At 73.4% G+C, this 15,812-nt stretch carries 15 protein-coding genes; 6 read left to right on the top strand and 9 right to left on the bottom strand.

Annotated features, from left to right (window positions below):
• Positions 1-11: 11 nt before the first annotated feature.
• From OG556_RS13090 to OG556_RS13100, 3 genes are all read right to left on the bottom strand, one after another.
• On the bottom strand, positions 12-203 hold the full coding sequence (locus OG556_RS13090; RefSeq protein WP_350879703.1) for a hypothetical protein: 192 nt from the start codon (positions 201-203) through the stop codon (positions 12-14).
• 263 nt (positions 204-466) lie between these two features.
• Positions 467-907 carry a molybdenum cofactor biosynthesis protein MoaE gene (locus OG556_RS13095; RefSeq protein ID WP_350879704.1) on the bottom strand — a complete coding sequence of 147 codons (441 nt, stop codon included), beginning with the start codon at positions 905-907 and terminating at the stop codon, positions 467-469.
• Positions 908-1,015: 108 nt separating this feature from the next.
• A complete protein-coding gene (locus OG556_RS13100) occupies positions 1,016-2,164 on the bottom strand; it encodes an NAD-dependent epimerase/dehydratase family protein (RefSeq protein ID WP_107452871.1) in 1,149 nt (382 codons plus the stop codon).
• Between the two features lie 200 nt (positions 2,165-2,364).
• On the opposite strand from OG556_RS13100, the gene OG556_RS13105 reads away from it, so the two are divergent.
• On the top strand, positions 2,365-3,927 hold the full coding sequence (locus tag OG556_RS13105; RefSeq protein WP_363586988.1) for a zinc-dependent metalloprotease: 1,563 nt from the start codon (positions 2,365-2,367) through the stop codon (positions 3,925-3,927).
• 20 nt (positions 3,928-3,947) lie between these two features.
• Complete coding sequence (locus OG556_RS13110) at positions 3,948-4,511, top strand: NUDIX domain-containing protein (protein ID WP_363586992.1); 564 nt, start codon at positions 3,948-3,950, stop codon at positions 4,509-4,511.
• A gap of 127 nt (positions 4,512-4,638) precedes the next feature.
• Here OG556_RS13110 and OG556_RS13115 read toward each other — a convergent pair whose 3' ends face one another.
• Positions 4,639-5,295, bottom strand: coding sequence for a M48 family metallopeptidase (locus OG556_RS13115; RefSeq protein ID WP_371517208.1), 657 nt, complete (start codon positions 5,293-5,295; stop codon positions 4,639-4,641).
• A 324-nt stretch (positions 5,296-5,619) separates the two neighbouring features.
• On the opposite strand from OG556_RS13115, the gene OG556_RS13120 reads away from it, so the two are divergent.
• On the top strand, positions 5,620-6,708 hold the full coding sequence (locus OG556_RS13120; RefSeq protein ID WP_363589728.1) for a ThiF family adenylyltransferase: 1,089 nt from the start codon (positions 5,620-5,622) through the stop codon (positions 6,706-6,708).
• A 530-nt stretch (positions 6,709-7,238) separates the two neighbouring features.
• On the opposite strand, the gene OG556_RS13125 is transcribed toward OG556_RS13120, so the two are convergent.
• Positions 7,239-8,774 carry an MFS transporter gene (locus OG556_RS13125; protein ID WP_371517209.1) on the bottom strand — a complete coding sequence of 512 codons (1,536 nt, stop codon included), beginning with the start codon at positions 8,772-8,774 and terminating at the stop codon, positions 7,239-7,241.
• A gap of 165 nt (positions 8,775-8,939) precedes the next feature.
• Here OG556_RS13125 and OG556_RS13130 point away from each other — a divergent pair, with 165 nt between their 5' ends.
• Both OG556_RS13130 and OG556_RS13135 read left to right on the top strand, forming a co-directional pair.
• A complete protein-coding gene (locus OG556_RS13130) occupies positions 8,940-9,662 on the top strand; it encodes a TetR/AcrR family transcriptional regulator (RefSeq protein ID WP_363586723.1) in 723 nt (240 codons plus the stop codon).
• 240 nt (positions 9,663-9,902) lie between these two features.
• Positions 9,903-11,330 (top strand): ABC1 kinase family protein, encoded by a 1,428-nt coding sequence (locus tag OG556_RS13135; protein WP_371517210.1) that lies wholly within the window; start codon positions 9,903-9,905, stop codon positions 11,328-11,330.
• A gap of 108 nt (positions 11,331-11,438) precedes the next feature.
• On the opposite strand, the gene OG556_RS13140 is transcribed toward OG556_RS13135, so the two are convergent.
• The 4 genes from OG556_RS13140 to OG556_RS13155 all read right to left on the bottom strand — a co-directional run bounded on the left by OG556_RS13140 (position 11,439) and on the right by OG556_RS13155 (position 15,345).
• Positions 11,439-11,684 (bottom strand): hypothetical protein, encoded by a 246-nt coding sequence (locus OG556_RS13140; RefSeq protein ID WP_079136258.1) that lies wholly within the window; start codon positions 11,682-11,684, stop codon positions 11,439-11,441.
• Positions 11,685-11,833: 149 nt separating this feature from the next.
• Positions 11,834-12,202: a WhiB family transcriptional regulator gene (locus OG556_RS13145; RefSeq protein ID WP_371517211.1), complete on the bottom strand. Its 369-nt coding sequence runs from the start codon at positions 12,200-12,202 to the stop codon at positions 11,834-11,836.
• A gap of 167 nt (positions 12,203-12,369) precedes the next feature.
• A complete protein-coding gene (locus OG556_RS13150; RefSeq protein ID WP_371517212.1) occupies positions 12,370-12,828 on the bottom strand; it encodes a hypothetical protein in 459 nt (152 codons plus the stop codon).
• Between the two features lie 249 nt (positions 12,829-13,077).
• Positions 13,078-15,345, bottom strand: a complete 2,268-nt coding sequence (locus OG556_RS13155; RefSeq protein ID WP_371517213.1) for an ATP-dependent DNA helicase UvrD2 — start codon at positions 15,343-15,345, stop codon at positions 13,078-13,080.
• A gap of 200 nt (positions 15,346-15,545) precedes the next feature.
• Between OG556_RS13155 and OG556_RS13160 the strand changes: the two genes are divergently transcribed.
• Entirely contained in the window at positions 15,546-15,803 is a 258-nt protein-coding gene (locus tag OG556_RS13160) for a mycoredoxin (protein ID WP_371517215.1), read from the top strand.
• Positions 15,804-15,812 lie beyond the last annotated feature (9 nt).

Raw genomic sequence — 15,812 nt, forward strand, 5'->3', positions numbered from 1 at the left:
CGCCCCCCGGGCTAGCGGCCGGAACCGTCCTCGGAGGCGGCGCTTCCGGCGGTGGTGCGTTCCATCGCGGCCATGAAGCGCCGGTGCTCGGCGAGCGAGGCCGGGTCCCCCGTGGCTCTCGGGGCACGCTGGGCCCAGCCCGCCCACAGGGCGGCGAGCAGGACGGCGATGACCGGAATGATCAACCAGGCGAGCGCACCCATATCAGTACTCCCAGCTCGTCGTGTCTATGAGCAGATTAACCACTCCGGCGGACAACGCGGCCGGCGCCGTCCGGGTTACGGGACGGCCGATCGGCTCACTGCCAGGGAGTATTCGGCCCACTGACCCAGACCCGTTCGAGTGAGAGCCCGGCCCGCCCGGCATGTTCGTCGCATTCCGTGCGCAGGTGGCCACTCTCCGCAGCCAATCGCCCTTTTCGGGTCCGCCCCGGTCCGATCCGGTCCGATCCACAGGGGCACCCGGGTCAGCAACTGCCGGCGCCGACCCACTCCTCCTCGCCGTCGGTGAAGACCTGGTGCTTCCAGATCGGCACCTCGTGCTTGAGGTCGTCGATCAGCCGCCGGGCGGCCGCGAAGGCCTCGCCCCGGTGGGCGCAGGACACGGCGACGATCACCGCCTTGTCGGTGATCTCCAGCCGGCCGACCCGGTGCACCGCGGCCAGCGCCCGCACCGGGAAGTCGGCGACGACCTTCTCGGCGATCCGGCGCATCTCCTGCTCGGCGGTGGGGTGGCAGCTGTATTCCAGCGCGGTGACCGACTTGCCGCCGTCGTGGTCGCGGACCGTCCCGACGAAGACGGTCGTCCCGCCGGCCGCGTCGTCGCCGACCGCCTCGTACACCTCGTCCAGCGAGAGCGGGGTGTCGCGGATGGCGAGCAGGCGGATGGGGTCGTGGTTCTCGGACATGCCCCCATGATTCCCCATCCCGGGTGGTTTGAGGCAAGCAGGTTCCGCATCACGATGGCGGGATTCCGCATCGTGAGAAAACCTGCCCGTCCCTCGGGGCCGCCGGTCTCAGAAGCGGCGCCGCTTTCGGGCCCGGCGCACCAGCGCGGCCGTACCGACCAGCGCCACCGTAGCCCCGGCCGCCCCCAGGCTGGTCGCGGCCTCCTTGCCGCCCAGCCGGCGCCCGGCCACCGCGTGCTTCCCGGCGACCTGGCCCAGCAGCTCGGCCAGCACCTGCTCGTTGCTGTGCTCCGGACGCCAGCCCGCCTCGTGCAGCCGGCTGCCGGACACCACCCACGGGTACATCGTGTAGGCCAGGTCCCCCGCCGGGGCCGGGGTCAGGCCCAGCCGGTGCAGCCGGGCCGCGGTGCCCAGCGCCAGCGAGGCCGGCAACTCCATCCGCCGGATCCCCGACAGCCGCTCCACGTCCTCCTGCTCCAGCCAGCCGTCACAGCCGACCGTCACCTCGCCCTCCACCAGGCCCAGCGCCGCGTACTCCAGCGCCGCCGCCAGGTCGTCCACGTGGCAGAACTGCCAGCACGGGCGGGAACCGGCCACCACCAGCAGCCTCGGCGCCTCGAAGTGCCGGGTCAGCACGGTGTCCACGCCGGGGCCGACCACCACCGCCGGACGCAGCACCGTCACCTGCAGCCCCGGGTGGGCGCGCGGCGCCCTGCGGGCCAGGCGCTCGATCTCCAGCAGGTCCCCGACCAGCGAGGCCTCCTCGGTCGCCCGCAGCTCGGAGTCCTCGGCCAGCGGCACCTCGTTGTCGGCCAGCGCGCCGTAGACCATCGCGGAGGTGCAGAGCACCACCCGGTGCACCCCGGCGGCCGCGGCCGCCGTCAGCACGGTCTGCGCGCCGCGCACGTTGTAGGCGCTGCGGGCGCGCGGATCCGACTCCATGCCGAAGTCCATCGCCAGGTGCACCACCACGTCCACCCCGGACAGCCGCTCGGCCACCGCGGGGTCGCGCACGTCCAGCACCCGCCACTGCACACCCGGCACCTCACCGCGCCGGTCGTCCACCGCCAGCACCCTGCGCACGTGCGGCGAGGCGACCAGACGGGCCGCGACCCGTTCGCCGATCACGCCGGCGGCACCGGTGACGGCCACGGTCAGCGGCCGTCCGCCGTAGGCTGGAGGCGGCGACGCCGTGATGTCCGGGGCGTCCTCGTCTCCGGTCAGCCCAGAGCGAACGTCCGAAGGCGGGGAACTCACCGACCATCCTCCACGGTTAGCTTATGTGCGTACGGACGTGTGTCACGTACGTCCATCCTGCCCGAGGCGAAGGCCCGGCGGTGCACCCGGCGCGGGCCTGCCGCACTGGAGCCGCCCACGAGTCCCCCACTCCGCTGGTGCCCCGGGCGGGCAGCACTTCCCGCCACACCCGTATGACGGCCGACCGGATCGAGGACCCCGTGAGCGACCTTCCCTTCGGATTCGGCGTTCCGCCCGAGGAGCCCGAGGACGGCAAGGCCAAGCCCGACAACGAGCAGCAGAAGAAGGACCAGGGCTCCGCAGGCTCCGACCAGAGCGGCGCGCAGCCGTTCGGCTTCGGCGCCGGCAACCCGTTCGGCGCGCTGTTCGGCATGCCCGGCGGCGGAGCCCCGGGCGGCCCCGGCGGGGCCGACAACCCGTTCGCCGCGATGTTCGGCGGCCTCAACCCCAACGACCTCGGCAGCGCGTTCCAGCAGCTCGGGCAGATGCTCTCGTTCGAGGGCGGCCCGGTGAACTGGGACCTCGCCAAGAACATCGCCCGCCAGAGCGTCGTCGCCGAACCCGCCGAGGGCAAGAGCAAGGACCGCTCGGTCAGCGCCGCCGAGCACTCCGCCGTCGCCGAGGCCGTCCGGCTCGCCGACCTGTGGCTCGACGGCGCCACCGAGTTCCCCTCCGGCGCCGGCACCGCCGTCGCCTGGAGCCGCGCCGAGTGGATCGAGGCCACCCTCCCGGTCTGGAAGGACCTCGTCGACCCGGTCGCCGAGCGGGTCGGCAACGCCATGGGCGGCGTCCTGCCCGAGGAGATGCAGGCCATGGCCGGCCCGCTGATGGGCATGATGCGCTCCATGGGCGGTGCCATGTTCGGCACCCAGATCGGCCAGGCGCTCGGCGCCCTCGCCGCCGAGGTGGTCGGCTCCGCCGACGTCGGCCTGCCGCTCGCCCCGGCCGGCAAGGCCGCACTGCTGCCGCAGAACGTCGCCGAGTTCGGCGAGGGCCTCAACGTGCCCGCCGACGAAGTCCGGCTCTACCTCGCCCTGCGCGAGGCCGCCCACCAGCGGCTCTTCGCCCACGTGCCGTGGCTGCGGGCCCACCTGCTCGGCGCCGTCGAGGCCTACGCCCGCGGCATCAAGGTCGACACCTCCCGGATGGAGGAGCTCGTCGGCCAGCTCGACCCGAACAACCCGGAGGCGCTCCAGGAGGCGCTGGCCGGCGGGCTGCTCCAGCCCGAGGACACCCCCGAGCAGAAGGCCGCGCTCGCCCGCCTGGAGACCGCGCTCGCGCTGCTCGAAGGCTGGGTCGACGCGGTCGTGCACGCCGCCGCCGAACCGCACCTGCCGCAGGCCGGCGCGCTGCGCGAGACCGTCCGCCGCCGCCGCGCCGCCGGCGGGCCCGCCGAGCAGACCTTCGCCACCCTGGTCGGCCTGGAGCTGCGCCCGCGCCGGCTGCGCGACGCCGCCCGGCTGTGGGCGCTGCTCGCCGACGCGCGCGGCATCGAGGGCCGCGACGCGCTCTGGCAGCACCCGGACATGCTGCCCACCGCCGCCGACCTGGACGACCCGGACGCCTTCGTGCACCGGGGCACCGGCGACCTGGAGGGCGGCCTCGACTTCGACGCGATCGACAAGCTGCTCGGCGAGGCCGCCGCGGGCGGCACCGCCGCCAAGCCGGACCTCACCAAGAACGACGGGCCGGCGAAGAGCGAGGAGCCGAAGCGGGACGGCGACGGCGACGGCACCGACGGAAAGGGCGAGCCCACCGCATGACGGCCACCGACACCGGGGCGATGTCCCTGCACGCGGACGCCGTGCGCACCCTGACCGGGTGGCGCCCCGCCGACGAGGAGCAGGACCGGCTGCGGCTCGACTACCTGGCGCACCTGGCCGAGCAGCCCGAGGGCCTGTACCGGTCCTGCCTGCCCGCGCACATCACCGCGAGCGCGGCGGTCGTCGACCCGGCGGCCGGGCGGGTGCTGCTCACCCTGCACCCCAAGGTCGGCATCTGGCTGCAGATGGGCGGGCACTGCGAGCCCGACGACCGGGACCTCGCGTCGGCGGCGCTGCGGGAGGCCGTCGAGGAGTCCGGCATCCCCGACCTGGCCCTGCTGGAGCTGGACGGCGTCCCGGTGCCGGCCAAGCTGGACCGGCACCGGGTCCGCTGCACCGGCAAGGACCGGCCGGAGAACACCCACCTGGACGTCCAGTACATCGCGGTGGCACCGGCCGGTGCGCAGGCGCTGATCAGCGAGGAGTCGCTGGACCTGCGCTGGTTCGACTACGACCGGCTGCCGGAGTTGACCGACCACTCGGTGCGGGACCTGGTGGCACGGGCCCGCCGGCTGACCAGCTGAGGTGAAACGCGAAGAGGGGGCGCGGGCCGATCGGCCCGCGCCCCCTCTTTTCGTTCCCCGCATCGTTCCCCGCGTCGTTCTCCTCGCCACCCTCTCCGCCGCCGCCTCCCGGCCGGGCGTCAAGCCGTCAGCCGCAGGAACAGGCCGGATCGGCATCCCGGTCGGCGTGCCGGGCGCCGGGGATGTGCGGCAGCCGGGCCGCCGAGACCACGCCCTCCAGGTAGCCGCGGGCCCGTTCCGTCCGGGGGTAGGCCTCCAGCAGGGCCCAGAACGCCGGGCCGTGGTCCGGCACCAGCAGGTGGGCGAGCTCGTGCAGCAGCACGTAGTCCAGGACGTACTCCGGCATGCCCTGCAGACGGTGGGAGAGGCGGATCGTCCCCTCGCTGGGGGTGCACGAGCCCCAGCGCGAGTTCTGGTTGGTGACCCAGCGGACCTGGGCGGGCCGGGCGCGATCGCCCAGGTAGGCGGCCGACAGCCCGCGCGCCCGGTCCATCAGCGCGTCGTCGCCGAGGATCCGGCGGCTCTCCTGGGCGGCGAGCTTCTCCAGCATCTGCGCGACCCAGCGCTGCTCCTCGGCGTGCGACATCCGGGCCGGGATCAGCACGATCGTGCGGTCGCCCTCGCGGTAGGCCGAGACGGTGCGGCTGCGACGGGCGCTGCGGCGCACTTCCACCCGGCCGCGGTCGTGCGGCTCCGGTGGCGCTGCGGCGGGTGGGTGCTGCGGCGACGCGGGCCTCGCCTGCTGATCCTGGTCCCGACGCCCACGCGTGCTGGGCGCCGCCACTTGCGACCCGGACGCTGCACGGGCACGCCGACGCGACGCCGGTGGATGGGAGTCCCGCTCGGCTGCCATGGCACACGACGTTACCCGGTACCACGGACAGAAGTCCGGTGCCGTGGCCGAAATCTTTCATGGAGTGATCGGGAACGAAAAGTCGACGGCGGGTGTCCGGAAACCGGCGCCGGAGCGGATGGGCGGTTATCCACAGGGTCTGCGAACAGATGATGTGATCATGAGCCTGGGCCTGTGGATAACTTTGCGCACGACGTCGGGGCGATGGGGCATGCTGCGGTCAGCCGTCCGGAAACGATCGGAAGGGAGATCGCCGTGCGCCTCGTACTGAAGCCCGCCCTGTCCCGCAGCTGGCGGGACTCCGACACCCTGCAGTTCGGGACCATCACCCGCTACGCCGGGGTGCTCGGCCAGGCCGACAAGACCCTCTGCGACTTCCTCGGCCTGGTCGACGGGACCAGGGACCGCCCCGAACTGCTGGAGGCCGGCGAGCAGCTCGGCCTCGGCCGGGAGCCCGCCGACGCACTGCTGACCGACCTGGAGGAGACCGGGTTACTGGACGACGCGGAGGCGGCCGGCACCGCACTGGCCCGCTTCCCCCAGCCCCACCGGGACCTGCTCGGCCCCGACCTCGCCTCGCTGTCCCTGGTCCACTCCGGCCCCGGCGCCGCACCGGCCGTCCTGGCCCGGCGGGCAGGCGCCCGGATCGAGGTCCGCGGCGCGGGCCGGGTGGGCGCCGCCGTGGCGGCCGTGCTCTCGGCCGGCGGGGCGGGCACGGTCACCGTGGTGGACGGCGGCCGGGTGCGCCCCGGGGACTGCTCCCCGGCAGGACTGCCGCCGGGGGACGTCGGGCGGCTGCGGTTGACGGCCGCCCGGGAGGCCGTGCAACGGGCGGCGGGCCGACCACTGGTGCCCGTGCCCCGGCGAAAGCCCGACGGGCCGCCGCCCGACCTGGTGGTGCTCGCGCCCCGGGACGGGAGCGGGGCGTTCGCCGGCGGGACGTACGAGGCCCGACTGCTGCTCCGGGCCGGGGTGCCGCACCTGTACGTCGGAGTGGTCGAGGAGTTCGGGGTGGTCGGGCCCCTGGTGCTGCCAGGGGTGTCGGCCTGCGGACACTGCCTGGTCCTGCGCCGGGAGGACGAGGACGCCGCCTGGCCCCGGATCCTGGCCCAGCTGGCGGACGGCGGGCCCGGCCGGGCGCGCACCCCGGCCTGCGACACGGCCCTGGCCACGATGGTGGCCGGCCTGGCGGCGCTGCACGTCCAGGTCCACCTGGACGGCGGGCGGCCCCCGAGCGTGGACGGGTGGTGCGAGGTGTCGGCCGGCGAAGGGATGCCACGACGTCTGCGACTGCGCGGACACCCGGACTGCGGGTGCCTCTGGCAGCCGCAGCCACCGAGGTGAGGAGGAGAGGAACCTGCCGGGCGCGGGCCTGGCCGAGGAGAGAACCTACCGGGCGCGGGCCCGGCGGCTGCGAGGCTCGGCAGCCGCCCGGCCCCACGCCACGGCGGACCGGGCCAGCGCCCGGCCAGGTGAGCCCATGGCCAGGTGAGCCCATGGCCAGGTGAGCCCATGGCCAGGTGAGCCCATGGCCAGGTGAGCCCATGGCCAGGTGAGCCCATGGCCAGGTGAGCCCATGGCCAGGTGAGCCCATGGCCAGGTGAGCCCATGGCCCGCGCCCTGCCTGGGGCAGGGCGCGGGCCATGCAAGGCGGGGATCCGCTGTTGCCAGCGGGAGGTGGTGGGCGGGAGGTGGGGAGGGTGGGGGCGGGGGGGAGGGGGCCCCAGAGATCAGGCAAAGAACCACGCGCAGGAAGTCGGCCCGTCCGACTTCCTGCGCACCACCACACCACCACCCCACCCCACCGCACCGAAGGCCGGTGCCCCTGGGGCACCGGCCTTCACGGCGAGGCGGACCAGCCAGGTCCAGCGAAGTCAGGCGGCGATCCCGGCGTCCTCCACCGACGCCCCGGCCACCGGCTCCCCCGCCGCCGTCCCGGCCTTCCGGTCGCGCATCACCAGCGTGGCCACGACCGCCGCCGCCAGCACCCCGATCGCGCTGATCGTGAAGGTCGTCGACATCGCCGAGGTGAAGGCCTCCCGGACGGTCCGGACGAGCCCGGCGTCCCCGTTGGCCAGCGCCAGCGCCCCGCCGACGGAGTGCTTCGCCTCCTCCGGCATCCCGGCGGGCATCTCGGCGGCGAAGCCGCTCGACAGTAGCGAGCCCAGGATCGCGATGCCGAGCGCGGTGCCGGCCTGCTGGATGGTGTCGTTCAGCGCCGAGCCGACGCCCGCCTGCTCCGGCGGGATGGTGCCCATCAGCGCCCCCACCGCCGCCGGCATCGCCAGGCCCGCGCCGAGGCCGAGCAGCCCGAGGGCGACCGCCGGGACGGTGAAGCCGGTGCTGGCGGTGACGGTGGTCAGCAGGGCGAAGGAGGCGGCCATGACGAGCATCCCGGTGAGGATGAGCAGGCGGTTGCCGATCGTGGCGGCGAACTTGGCGCCGACCCCGTTGCCGACCAGGGCGGCGATGGCCAGCGGAACGAACGCGAGGCCCGCCTTGACCGGCGAGTAGCCGAGCACGAACTGCAGGTACTGGGTGAGCACGAGCAGCAGGCCGCCATTGCCGATCTGCACCAGGGTCAGCGACAGCGAGCCCCCGCTGAAGTTGCGGTGCTTGAAGAGCGCCAGCGGGACCATGGGCGCGGAGGTGACGTTCTCCCACACCACGAACCCGCCGAGCGCGAGCACCGCGACGGCCAGGGTGACCAGGGACTGGCCGCCGAAGGCGCCGTGCTGCGGGATCTCGATGATCCACCAGACCAGGGCGGTCATGCCGGCCGCGGACAGCACCGCGCCGAGCGGGTCGGGCTTCTGCCACGGCCCCTTGGACTCCGGCATCAGGAGCAGGCCCGCCAGGATCGCCAGGGCGACGACCGGAACGTTGATGAAGAAGATCGAGTGCCAGGAGAAGTGGTCGATCAGCACGCCGCCGAGGACCGGGCTGCCGACCAGCCCCAGCATCGCCACGGAGCTCCAGGCGGCCATCGCCTTGTTGCGCTCGTCCTCGTCGAAGACGGTGATGAGGATCGACAGCGTCGAGGGCATGATCAGCGATCCGCCGACGCCCATGGCGACCCGTGCCGCGATCACCTCGCCGGGGTTGGTGCAGAAGGTGGCCGCGAGGGAGGCCGCCCCGAAGAGCAGCAGTCCGATGATCATGATCTTCCGGCGGCCGAAGCGGTCCCCGAGGCTGCCGGCGGTGAGCAGCAGCCCGGCGAAGACCAGGACATAGGAGTCGAGGATCCACTGGGTGTCCTGGGCGCCGGCGTCGAGGTCCGCCGTCATCGAGGGCACGGCGACCGTGAGCGCCATGCTGTCGACCACCAGGACGAGCGAGCTCAGGCACAGCACGATCAGGATCCACCAGCGGTGCGGGTTGCGGCCCTCGGTCGCGTTGAGCGCTGTCATCAGCCACCCCTCCATTCTGCGCACACCGTTCCCCCGATGCGCACGTCGATCCTTCGTTGCGCACACTGTACGCACTGCGGAACAGTGTGCGCAACACCCGACTCCTGTACGCTCGATGCGAACGGTGTACGCAGCGAAGCAGGAGCAGAGGGAAGGGGAGCCGCCATGGCCGCCGAAACGAACCCGATCCCGTCCGTGTGGGCCCGTCGGCAGCGCGAGCCCGACCAGCCCGCACTCAGCCGGGCCGCGATCGTCCGCGAGGCGATCACCATGCTGGACGCCGAGGGCATCGAGGCCCTGAGCATGCGCAAGCTGGCCACCCGGCTGAACGCGGGCGCCACCTCCCTGTACCGGCACGTGGCGACCAAGGACGAGCTGATGGAGCTCGCGGTGGACGAGGTCTTCGGCGAGATCACCCTCCCGCCCGCCGACAGCCCCGACTGGCGCGCCGCCGCCACCGAGGCCGCCGGCGCCTTCCGGGCGACGGCCCTGCGCCACCCCTGGCTGTCGTCCGTCCTCGGCCAGGCCGGCCTCGCCTACCTCGGCCCCAACCTGATGTCCTACGGCGAACGGCTGACCGCCTTCTTCACCTCGGCCGGCTTCCCCGAGCCGGTCCGGGCGATCGACGCGGTCATCTCCTACGTCGTCGGCATGAGCACCACGGAGGCGGCCTGGCTCACCACCGTCGCCCGGGCCGGCGAGAGCGAGGCCGCGTTCATCGCCCGGCTGATGCCCGCCGCCCGGGAGGCCACCGCGGGCTTCGCCCACCTCACCGACGCCTACTCGACCGTCTCCGCGGACCCGGACCCGGCCGCCACGCGCGACGCCAAGTTCGCCTACGGCCTCGACGTGGTCCTGGACGGCCTGGCCCTCCGCCTGCCCCGCTGACTCTCCGGTCGGACGACCCCCGGCCACTCCGCTCAGCGCGCAGCCGCCGTCCGCCCACCACGCCGGGCCGACCGGACCAAGCCGTCCAACTCCCCCGCAAAGGGACAGCGGTCGCGTCCCACGTGCGGGCGCCCCTTCCCCGCCTGGCGAAATACCGGCGGTCGCGGGGTGGGGAGCGGGCACAATGGCCTAGTGATGGTGGGCCGTCCGGTGTCGGGGGGCCAGGGAATGGAGGCCCGGGTGAGCGATCTTCCGCGCAAGGCAGTGACCCGCACGGCACGGCTCGCCGCCCTGCCTCTGGGGATAGCCGGACGCGCCACGCTCGGTCTGGGCAAGCGCATCGGCGGCCGCTCCGCCGAGGTGGTGACGGCCGAGCTCCAGCAGGCCACCGCCGACCAGCTGTTCAAGGTCCTGGGTGAACTCAAGGGCGGAGCCATGAAGTTCGGGCAGGTGCTGTCCGTCTTCGAGGCCGCGCTGCCCGAGGAGGTCGCCGGGCCGTACCGGGCCGCGCTCACCAAGCTGCAGGACGCCGCTCCCCCGATGCCCGCCGCCAAGGTGCACACCGCGCTCGCCCAGCGGCTCGGGGACGGCTGGCGCGAGCTGTTCCGGGAGTTCGACGACCGGCCGGCCGCGGCCGCCTCGATCGGGCAGGTGCACCGGGCCGTCTGGCACGACGGGCGCCGGGTCGCGGTCAAGGTGCAGTACCCGGGCGCGGGTGACGCGCTGCTCACCGACCTGACGCAACTGAGCCGGGTGGCCTGGCTGTTGGGCCCGCTGATCCCGGGGCTGGACATCAAGCCGCTGATCGCCGAGCTGCGCGAACGGGTGTCGGAGGAACTGGACTACGAGCTGGAGGCGCAGGCCCAGCGCCGGCACGCCGAGGAGTTCGCCGGCGACCCGGACATCGTGGTGCCCGGCGTGGTGGCGCAGGCCGACCAGGTGCTCGTCTCCGAGTGGATGGACGGCACCCCGCTGGCCGAGGTGATCACGGACGGCACCCAGGAGGAGCGCGACCGTGCCGGGCAGTTGCTGGCCCGGTTCCTGTTCGCGGGCCCGTCCCGGACCGGTCTGCTCCACGCGGACCCGCACCCGGGCAACTTCCGGCTGCTGAAGGACGACGGCCCGGCATCGGGCTGGCGGCTGGGGGTGCTGGACTTCGGCACGGTGGACCGGCTGCCGGGCGGGCTGCCCGCGCCGATCGGGGCGTCGCTGCGGATGGCCCTGGACGGTGACGCGGCGGGCGTGCTGAAGATGCTGCGCGAGGAGGGCTTCGTCAAGCCCTCGATCGAGCTGGACCCGGACGCGGTGCTGGACTACCTGCGGCCGATCATCGAGCCGGCCGCCGTGGACAGCTTCCACTTCACCCGGGCCTGGATGCGCGCGCAGGCGGCCCGGATCGCCGATCCGCGCTCGCCCGCCTACAACCTGGGCAAGCAGCTGAACCTGCCGCCCGCGTACCTGCTGATCCACCGGGTCACGCTGAGCACCATCGGGGTGCTCTGCCAGCTGGGCGCCCAGGCGCCGTTCCGGGCGGAGATGCTGGCGTGGCTGCCCCAGTTCGCCGGTCAGGAGCCGGCGAAGCCGGCCGACGACCCTGCGGGGACGACGAAGCCCGCCGGTCGCAAGCCGGCCAGCGGCGGGCCCGCCAGCCGCACCCGCAAGAGCTGACCGCAACGCCGCCCCCGACGACCGCAGGCCGCTCCCCGTGACGGGGGGCGGCCTGCGGCACGACGGGGGTGGAACGCGGGGAGGCCCCGCGCGCGACGACGGCCGCGACTACATCAGGGCGACGGCGATCGCCTTGCGGGCCCGCAGCGAGGCGCGCTCGGCCCGCTGCTTGAGCCGGCGGGCCCGGGCGACCCGGGTGACGAGGCGTTGGTGCTCGGCCTCGTGCAGGCGCTCTTGCATATGGGCCCGGGCCAGGGATTCGTGGAGGAGTTGCATTTCGAGGGTCCTGTTCTGGATCTGAAGTTCGGTGGTCTGCTCAGCGCGGACGGTCGGATCGATGGCGGCGGCGGTCATGTGGTGGTCCTGCTCGTGGTGCGTGCTCGGGAAGGGGGCTGGCCGGGATGCGTCGGCCTTGGCGGCGGCGATCCGGACGGAACGGCGGAGGGAGCTGTCCAGCAGGGGCTGTTCTCCCCGGCGGACGGCCCTGGCGCCGTGGGCGGGGTTCACGCCATGACCTCGGTCTTGCGCGGACGGCCACGCGGCCGCTTGCGGGCCACGACGACGCCCTGGACGAAGAGCTCGCCACCCCAGACGCCCCACGGCTCGCGACGCTCCAGCGCACCGGTCAGACAGGCGTCCTTCACCGGGCAGGTGCCGCAGAGGGACTTCGCGTACTCGACGTCGGCGGGCGTCTCGGCGAAGAAGACCTCGGGGTCGAAGGCGCGGCAGGGGATGGGGAGCCCGAGCGCCTCGGCCTGCTCGATGGAGCTGATCTGCATGGAAAGAACCTCCGGGGGGTCGGCCTGGTCGGCCTTGGTGATCTGGCTTGTCGGCGGTACGGACGGGATGGGCGGCGTGATGACCGTGGACACTGTGGCGTCTTCCTCGTCTTTTCAGTGGTTCCGGCCCAGATGGCTGGTGGGTCTGGGCCGGAGGCCCCGGGGGGCCTGGGTGGTCTTGCGTACCGGACAAAACAGAAGGGCCGCGGATCCCGGTGTGACGGGTTCCGCGGCCCTGGAGGTGCCGACCTGAGGCTTACTCAGGTTCGTTCTCTCCAGGGTTCAGGCCCGCGGAAGGCCCGCATCCGGACGGCCGTGGCGCCCGCAAAGGCGGCCATGGCCTGGTTAATCTGCTGCTCGTTCTGCTTCTGGGTGTTTCCGGCACCGACGACCTGCGCATAGTCGCCATGCATGGCGGCTACTACGACTGCCTTCGGTGCCTGGGTCGGTCGCTCATCACGCAGGGAGCGCGACGTGCCGAACGACGCCCAGTCGCCGGACAGACCGGCCTCGACGGAGGTGCCTTCGACGTTCCTGCCGCCCGCGGCGCAGACATCAGTGTGTCCAAGGCCACTGACAGCGGGGACGACGGAGACACCGGTGGTGTCGAGACCCAGACCGGTTCCACCGAGCTCGGCGAGCGCCCACAGGCGGGCGGCACGCAGGGAGGCAGCAACAACGGTCTGGCCAGTCATTTTGGTGATCATGATGTTTCCCACTGTCATCGCCTCCTCTCGGCGTCTCGCGGAGCCAGGTCGCCCCGGTTCCGAATGTTCGGATGTCTGTCTCGGTGAAGCTGTTGGGTGCAGGGGATTCGGCACAGGTGTCACCCCGTGCGATCTCGTCCCCTTGACCGCTCCGGCAGGCTATTGCGCTCCCGGTATGCCGCGCAAACTATTTTTCACGGCGGGTTCGGATGTCCCCCGAGCGGCCCCCGGGAGACTCCCCTGGACCGCGCCCGGACCGGCTCACGCCGGATCGACCGGCTCGCCGTCCTCGACGCCGTCCGGATCCTCCTCGGGCTCCTCCCCCGCACACAACGAGAGCACGGCCGCCCCGTACTTGTCCAGCTTCATCGCACCGACCCCGGAGATCACGGCCAGCTCCTGGCGGCTGGCCGGCACGTCCTCGGCGATGGCCATCAGCGTGGCGTCGGTGAACACCACGTAGGCCGGCGCCCCCTGCTTCTTGGCCTGCCGGGCCCGCCACTCGCGCAGCCGCTCGTACAGCGCCTCGTCCATGGTGGACGGGCAGCTCTCGCAGCGGCGCAGCTTGCGCTCGACCGCCTCGGTGAGCACCTTCTCGCAGACCCGGCACTTGACCGGGCCGCGGACCCGCCGTCCGGCGGAGCGCTCGCCGGGCTCCACGCCCCCGCGCCCGCCCCGCCCGCCGGTGCGTGCGCCGGGGGCGCTGGAACCGGGGCGCAGCCCGTCCAGGAAGCGGCTGGGCTTGCGGCTGGCCCGGCCGCCCGGGGAGCGGCTGAGCGCCCAGGAGAGGGAGAGGTGCTTGCGGGCCCGGGTGACGCCGACGTAGAGGAGTCGGCGCTCCTCCTCGATCTGCTCGTCGGTCTTGGCGTAGATGATCGGCAGGGTGCCCTCGGTGAGGCCGACGAGGAAGACGGCGTCCCATTCGAGGCCCTTGGCGGCGTGCAGCGAGGCGAGGGTGACGCCTTCGACGGCGGGGGCGTGCTGGGCGGCGGCGCGGGCGTCGAGTTCGGCGACGTAGGCGGCGAGGTCGGCGCTGTGGCCGGCGGCGGTGCGGGTGCGCTCGAACTCCTCGGCGAGCCGGACGAGGGCGGCGAGGGACTCCCAGCGGTCGCGGACGGCGCCGGAGCCGGCGGGCGGTTCGGCGGTGAAGCCGCGGGCGGCGAGGACGGCGCGGACCTGGCCGGCGAGGTCGGGGGCGTCGGCGGTGAGCGGGTCGGCGCCGGCCCGGGCGGCGCCGCGCAGCAGGACGCCGGCGTCGCGGACCTCGGGGCGTTCGAAGAACCGCTCGGCGCCCTTGAGCTGGTAGGGGACGCCGAGGTCGGCGAGGGCCTGCTCGTAGACCTCGGACTGGCCGTTGGTGCGGAACAGGACGGCGATCTCGCTGGCGCGCACGCCGGTGGCGAGCAGGTCCTTGATCCGGCGGGCGGTGGTCTCGGCCTCGGTGGGTTCGTCCTCGTACTCGGTGTAGACGGGTTCGGGGCCGGCCTCGCGCTGGGAGACGAGTTCGAGGCGGTGGCGGGCGGCCTCGCCGCGGGCCTGGCTGAGCAGTCCGTTGGCGAGGTGGACGACCTGCGGGGTGGAGCGGTAGTCGCGGACCAGCTTGACGACCGTGGCCTCGGGGTGGCGGGTGCGGAAGTTGAGCAGGTAGTCGGGGGTGGCGCCGGTGAAGGAGTAGATGGTCTGGCTGGCGTCGCCGACGACGCAGAGGCTGGCGCCGCCGCCGGGGCCGGTCCACTGGTCGAGCAGCCGCTGCTGGAGCGGGGAGACGTCCTGGTACTCGTCGACGGTGAAGTGCCGGTACTGGGAGCGGACCTGGTCCGCGATGTCGGGGCGGTCCTCCAGGATGGCGGCGGTGAGCAGCAGGACGTCCTCGAAGTCGATGACGCCGCGGCGGCTCTTGGTCTCCTCGTAGACGCGGTAGACCTGGGCGGTCTCGGCCGGGTCGCGGGGGGCGTCGCGGCCGGACTTCTGGACGGCGGCGGGGTAGTCGTCGGGGCCGAGCTGGGTGACCTTGGCCCATTCGATCTCGGCGGTGAGGTCGCGCAGTTCGGTGCGCTGGACGCGCAGGCCGCAGCGGCCGGCGGATTCGGCGACGAGCTGGACCTTGCGTTCGAGCAGCTGGGGCACGGGGCCGCCGACGGCGCGCGGCCAGAAGTACTGGAGCTGGCGCAGGGCGGCGGCGTGGAAGGTGCGGGCCTGGACGCCGTCGGCGCCGAGTTGGCGCAGCCGGCCGCGCATCTCGCCGGCGGCGCGGGCGGTGAAGGTGACGGCGAGGACCTGCTGGGGCTGGTACACGCCGCTGCGCACGCCGTAGGCGATCCGGTGGGTGATGGCGCGGGTCTTGCCGGTGCCGGCGCCGGCGAGGACGCAGACGGGCCCGTGCAGGGCGGTGGCGACGGCGCGCTGTTCGGGGTCGAGCCCGGCGAGCACGGCGTCGGGGCCCGTGGCGGCGGTGGGGTCGGCCCAGAGGGAGCCGTGGGGGCCGTCGGACGGGCTGCCGCTCAAGAGGTCTTCCTGCATGCTTTCCATCCTCTCAGCCCGCTGGGACAACGGGGGCGGGGTTGTCCACAGGCACGGTGTGATCGCAGGATGATCGCTGCGCACCGGGGCGCGCGGGGCCGTTCGGGCGCCGTCGTGGTGCGACGGAGCGTGGCCGTGCGGAATGACCGTCGCGCGGTGGGCGTTCCTGCCCTGAGACCGTACGCCCTCTTCCTGAAGGAGCCTCCTCGATGTCCGGCAGCGTGACGATGTACAGCACGACCTGGTGCGGGTACTGCAACCGACTCAAGAGCCAGCTGGACCGGGAGGGGATCGGCTACACGGAGGTCAACATCGAGGAGGACCCGGCGTCGGCGTCGTTCGTCGAGTCGGTCAACGGCGGCAACCAGACCGTGCCGACGGTGCTGGTGACGCCGAAGGCCGGCGGCGAGCGGGTCGTGATGACCAACCCGAGCCTGCTCCAGGTGAAGAAGGCCCTCGGGGTCTGAGTGGTCTGA

The sequence above is a fragment of the Kitasatospora sp. NBC_01300 genome (assembly GCF_041435235.1).
GTDB lineage: Bacteria > Actinomycetota > Actinomycetes > Streptomycetales > Streptomycetaceae > Kitasatospora.

What these genes read in the sequence shown, in the direction of transcription:
- OG556_RS13090 (WP_350879703.1), bottom strand. Translation starts at nt 203, where the DNA reads ATGGGTGCGCTCGCCTGGTTGATCATTCCGGTCATCGCCGTCCTGCTC.
- OG556_RS13095 (WP_350879704.1), bottom strand. Translation starts at nt 907, where the DNA reads ATGTCCGAGAACCACGACCCCATCCGCCTGCTCGCCATCCGCGACACC.
- OG556_RS13110 (WP_363586992.1), top strand. Translation starts at nt 3,948, where the DNA reads ATGTCCCTGCACGCGGACGCCGTGCGCACCCTGACCGGGTGGCGCCCC.
- OG556_RS13125 (WP_371517209.1), bottom strand. Translation starts at nt 8,774, where the DNA reads ATGACAGCGCTCAACGCGACCGAGGGCCGCAACCCGCACCGCTGGTGG.
- OG556_RS13130 (WP_363586723.1), top strand. Translation starts at nt 8,940, where the DNA reads ATGGCCGCCGAAACGAACCCGATCCCGTCCGTGTGGGCCCGTCGGCAG.
- OG556_RS13140 (WP_079136258.1), bottom strand. Translation starts at nt 11,684, where the DNA reads ATGACCGCCGCCGCCATCGATCCGACCGTCCGCGCTGAGCAGACCACC.
- OG556_RS13155 (WP_371517213.1), bottom strand. Translation starts at nt 15,345, where the DNA reads ATGGAAAGCATGCAGGAAGACCTCTTGAGCGGCAGCCCGTCCGACGGC.
- OG556_RS13160 (WP_371517215.1), top strand. Translation starts at nt 15,546, where the DNA reads ATGTCCGGCAGCGTGACGATGTACAGCACGACCTGGTGCGGGTACTGC.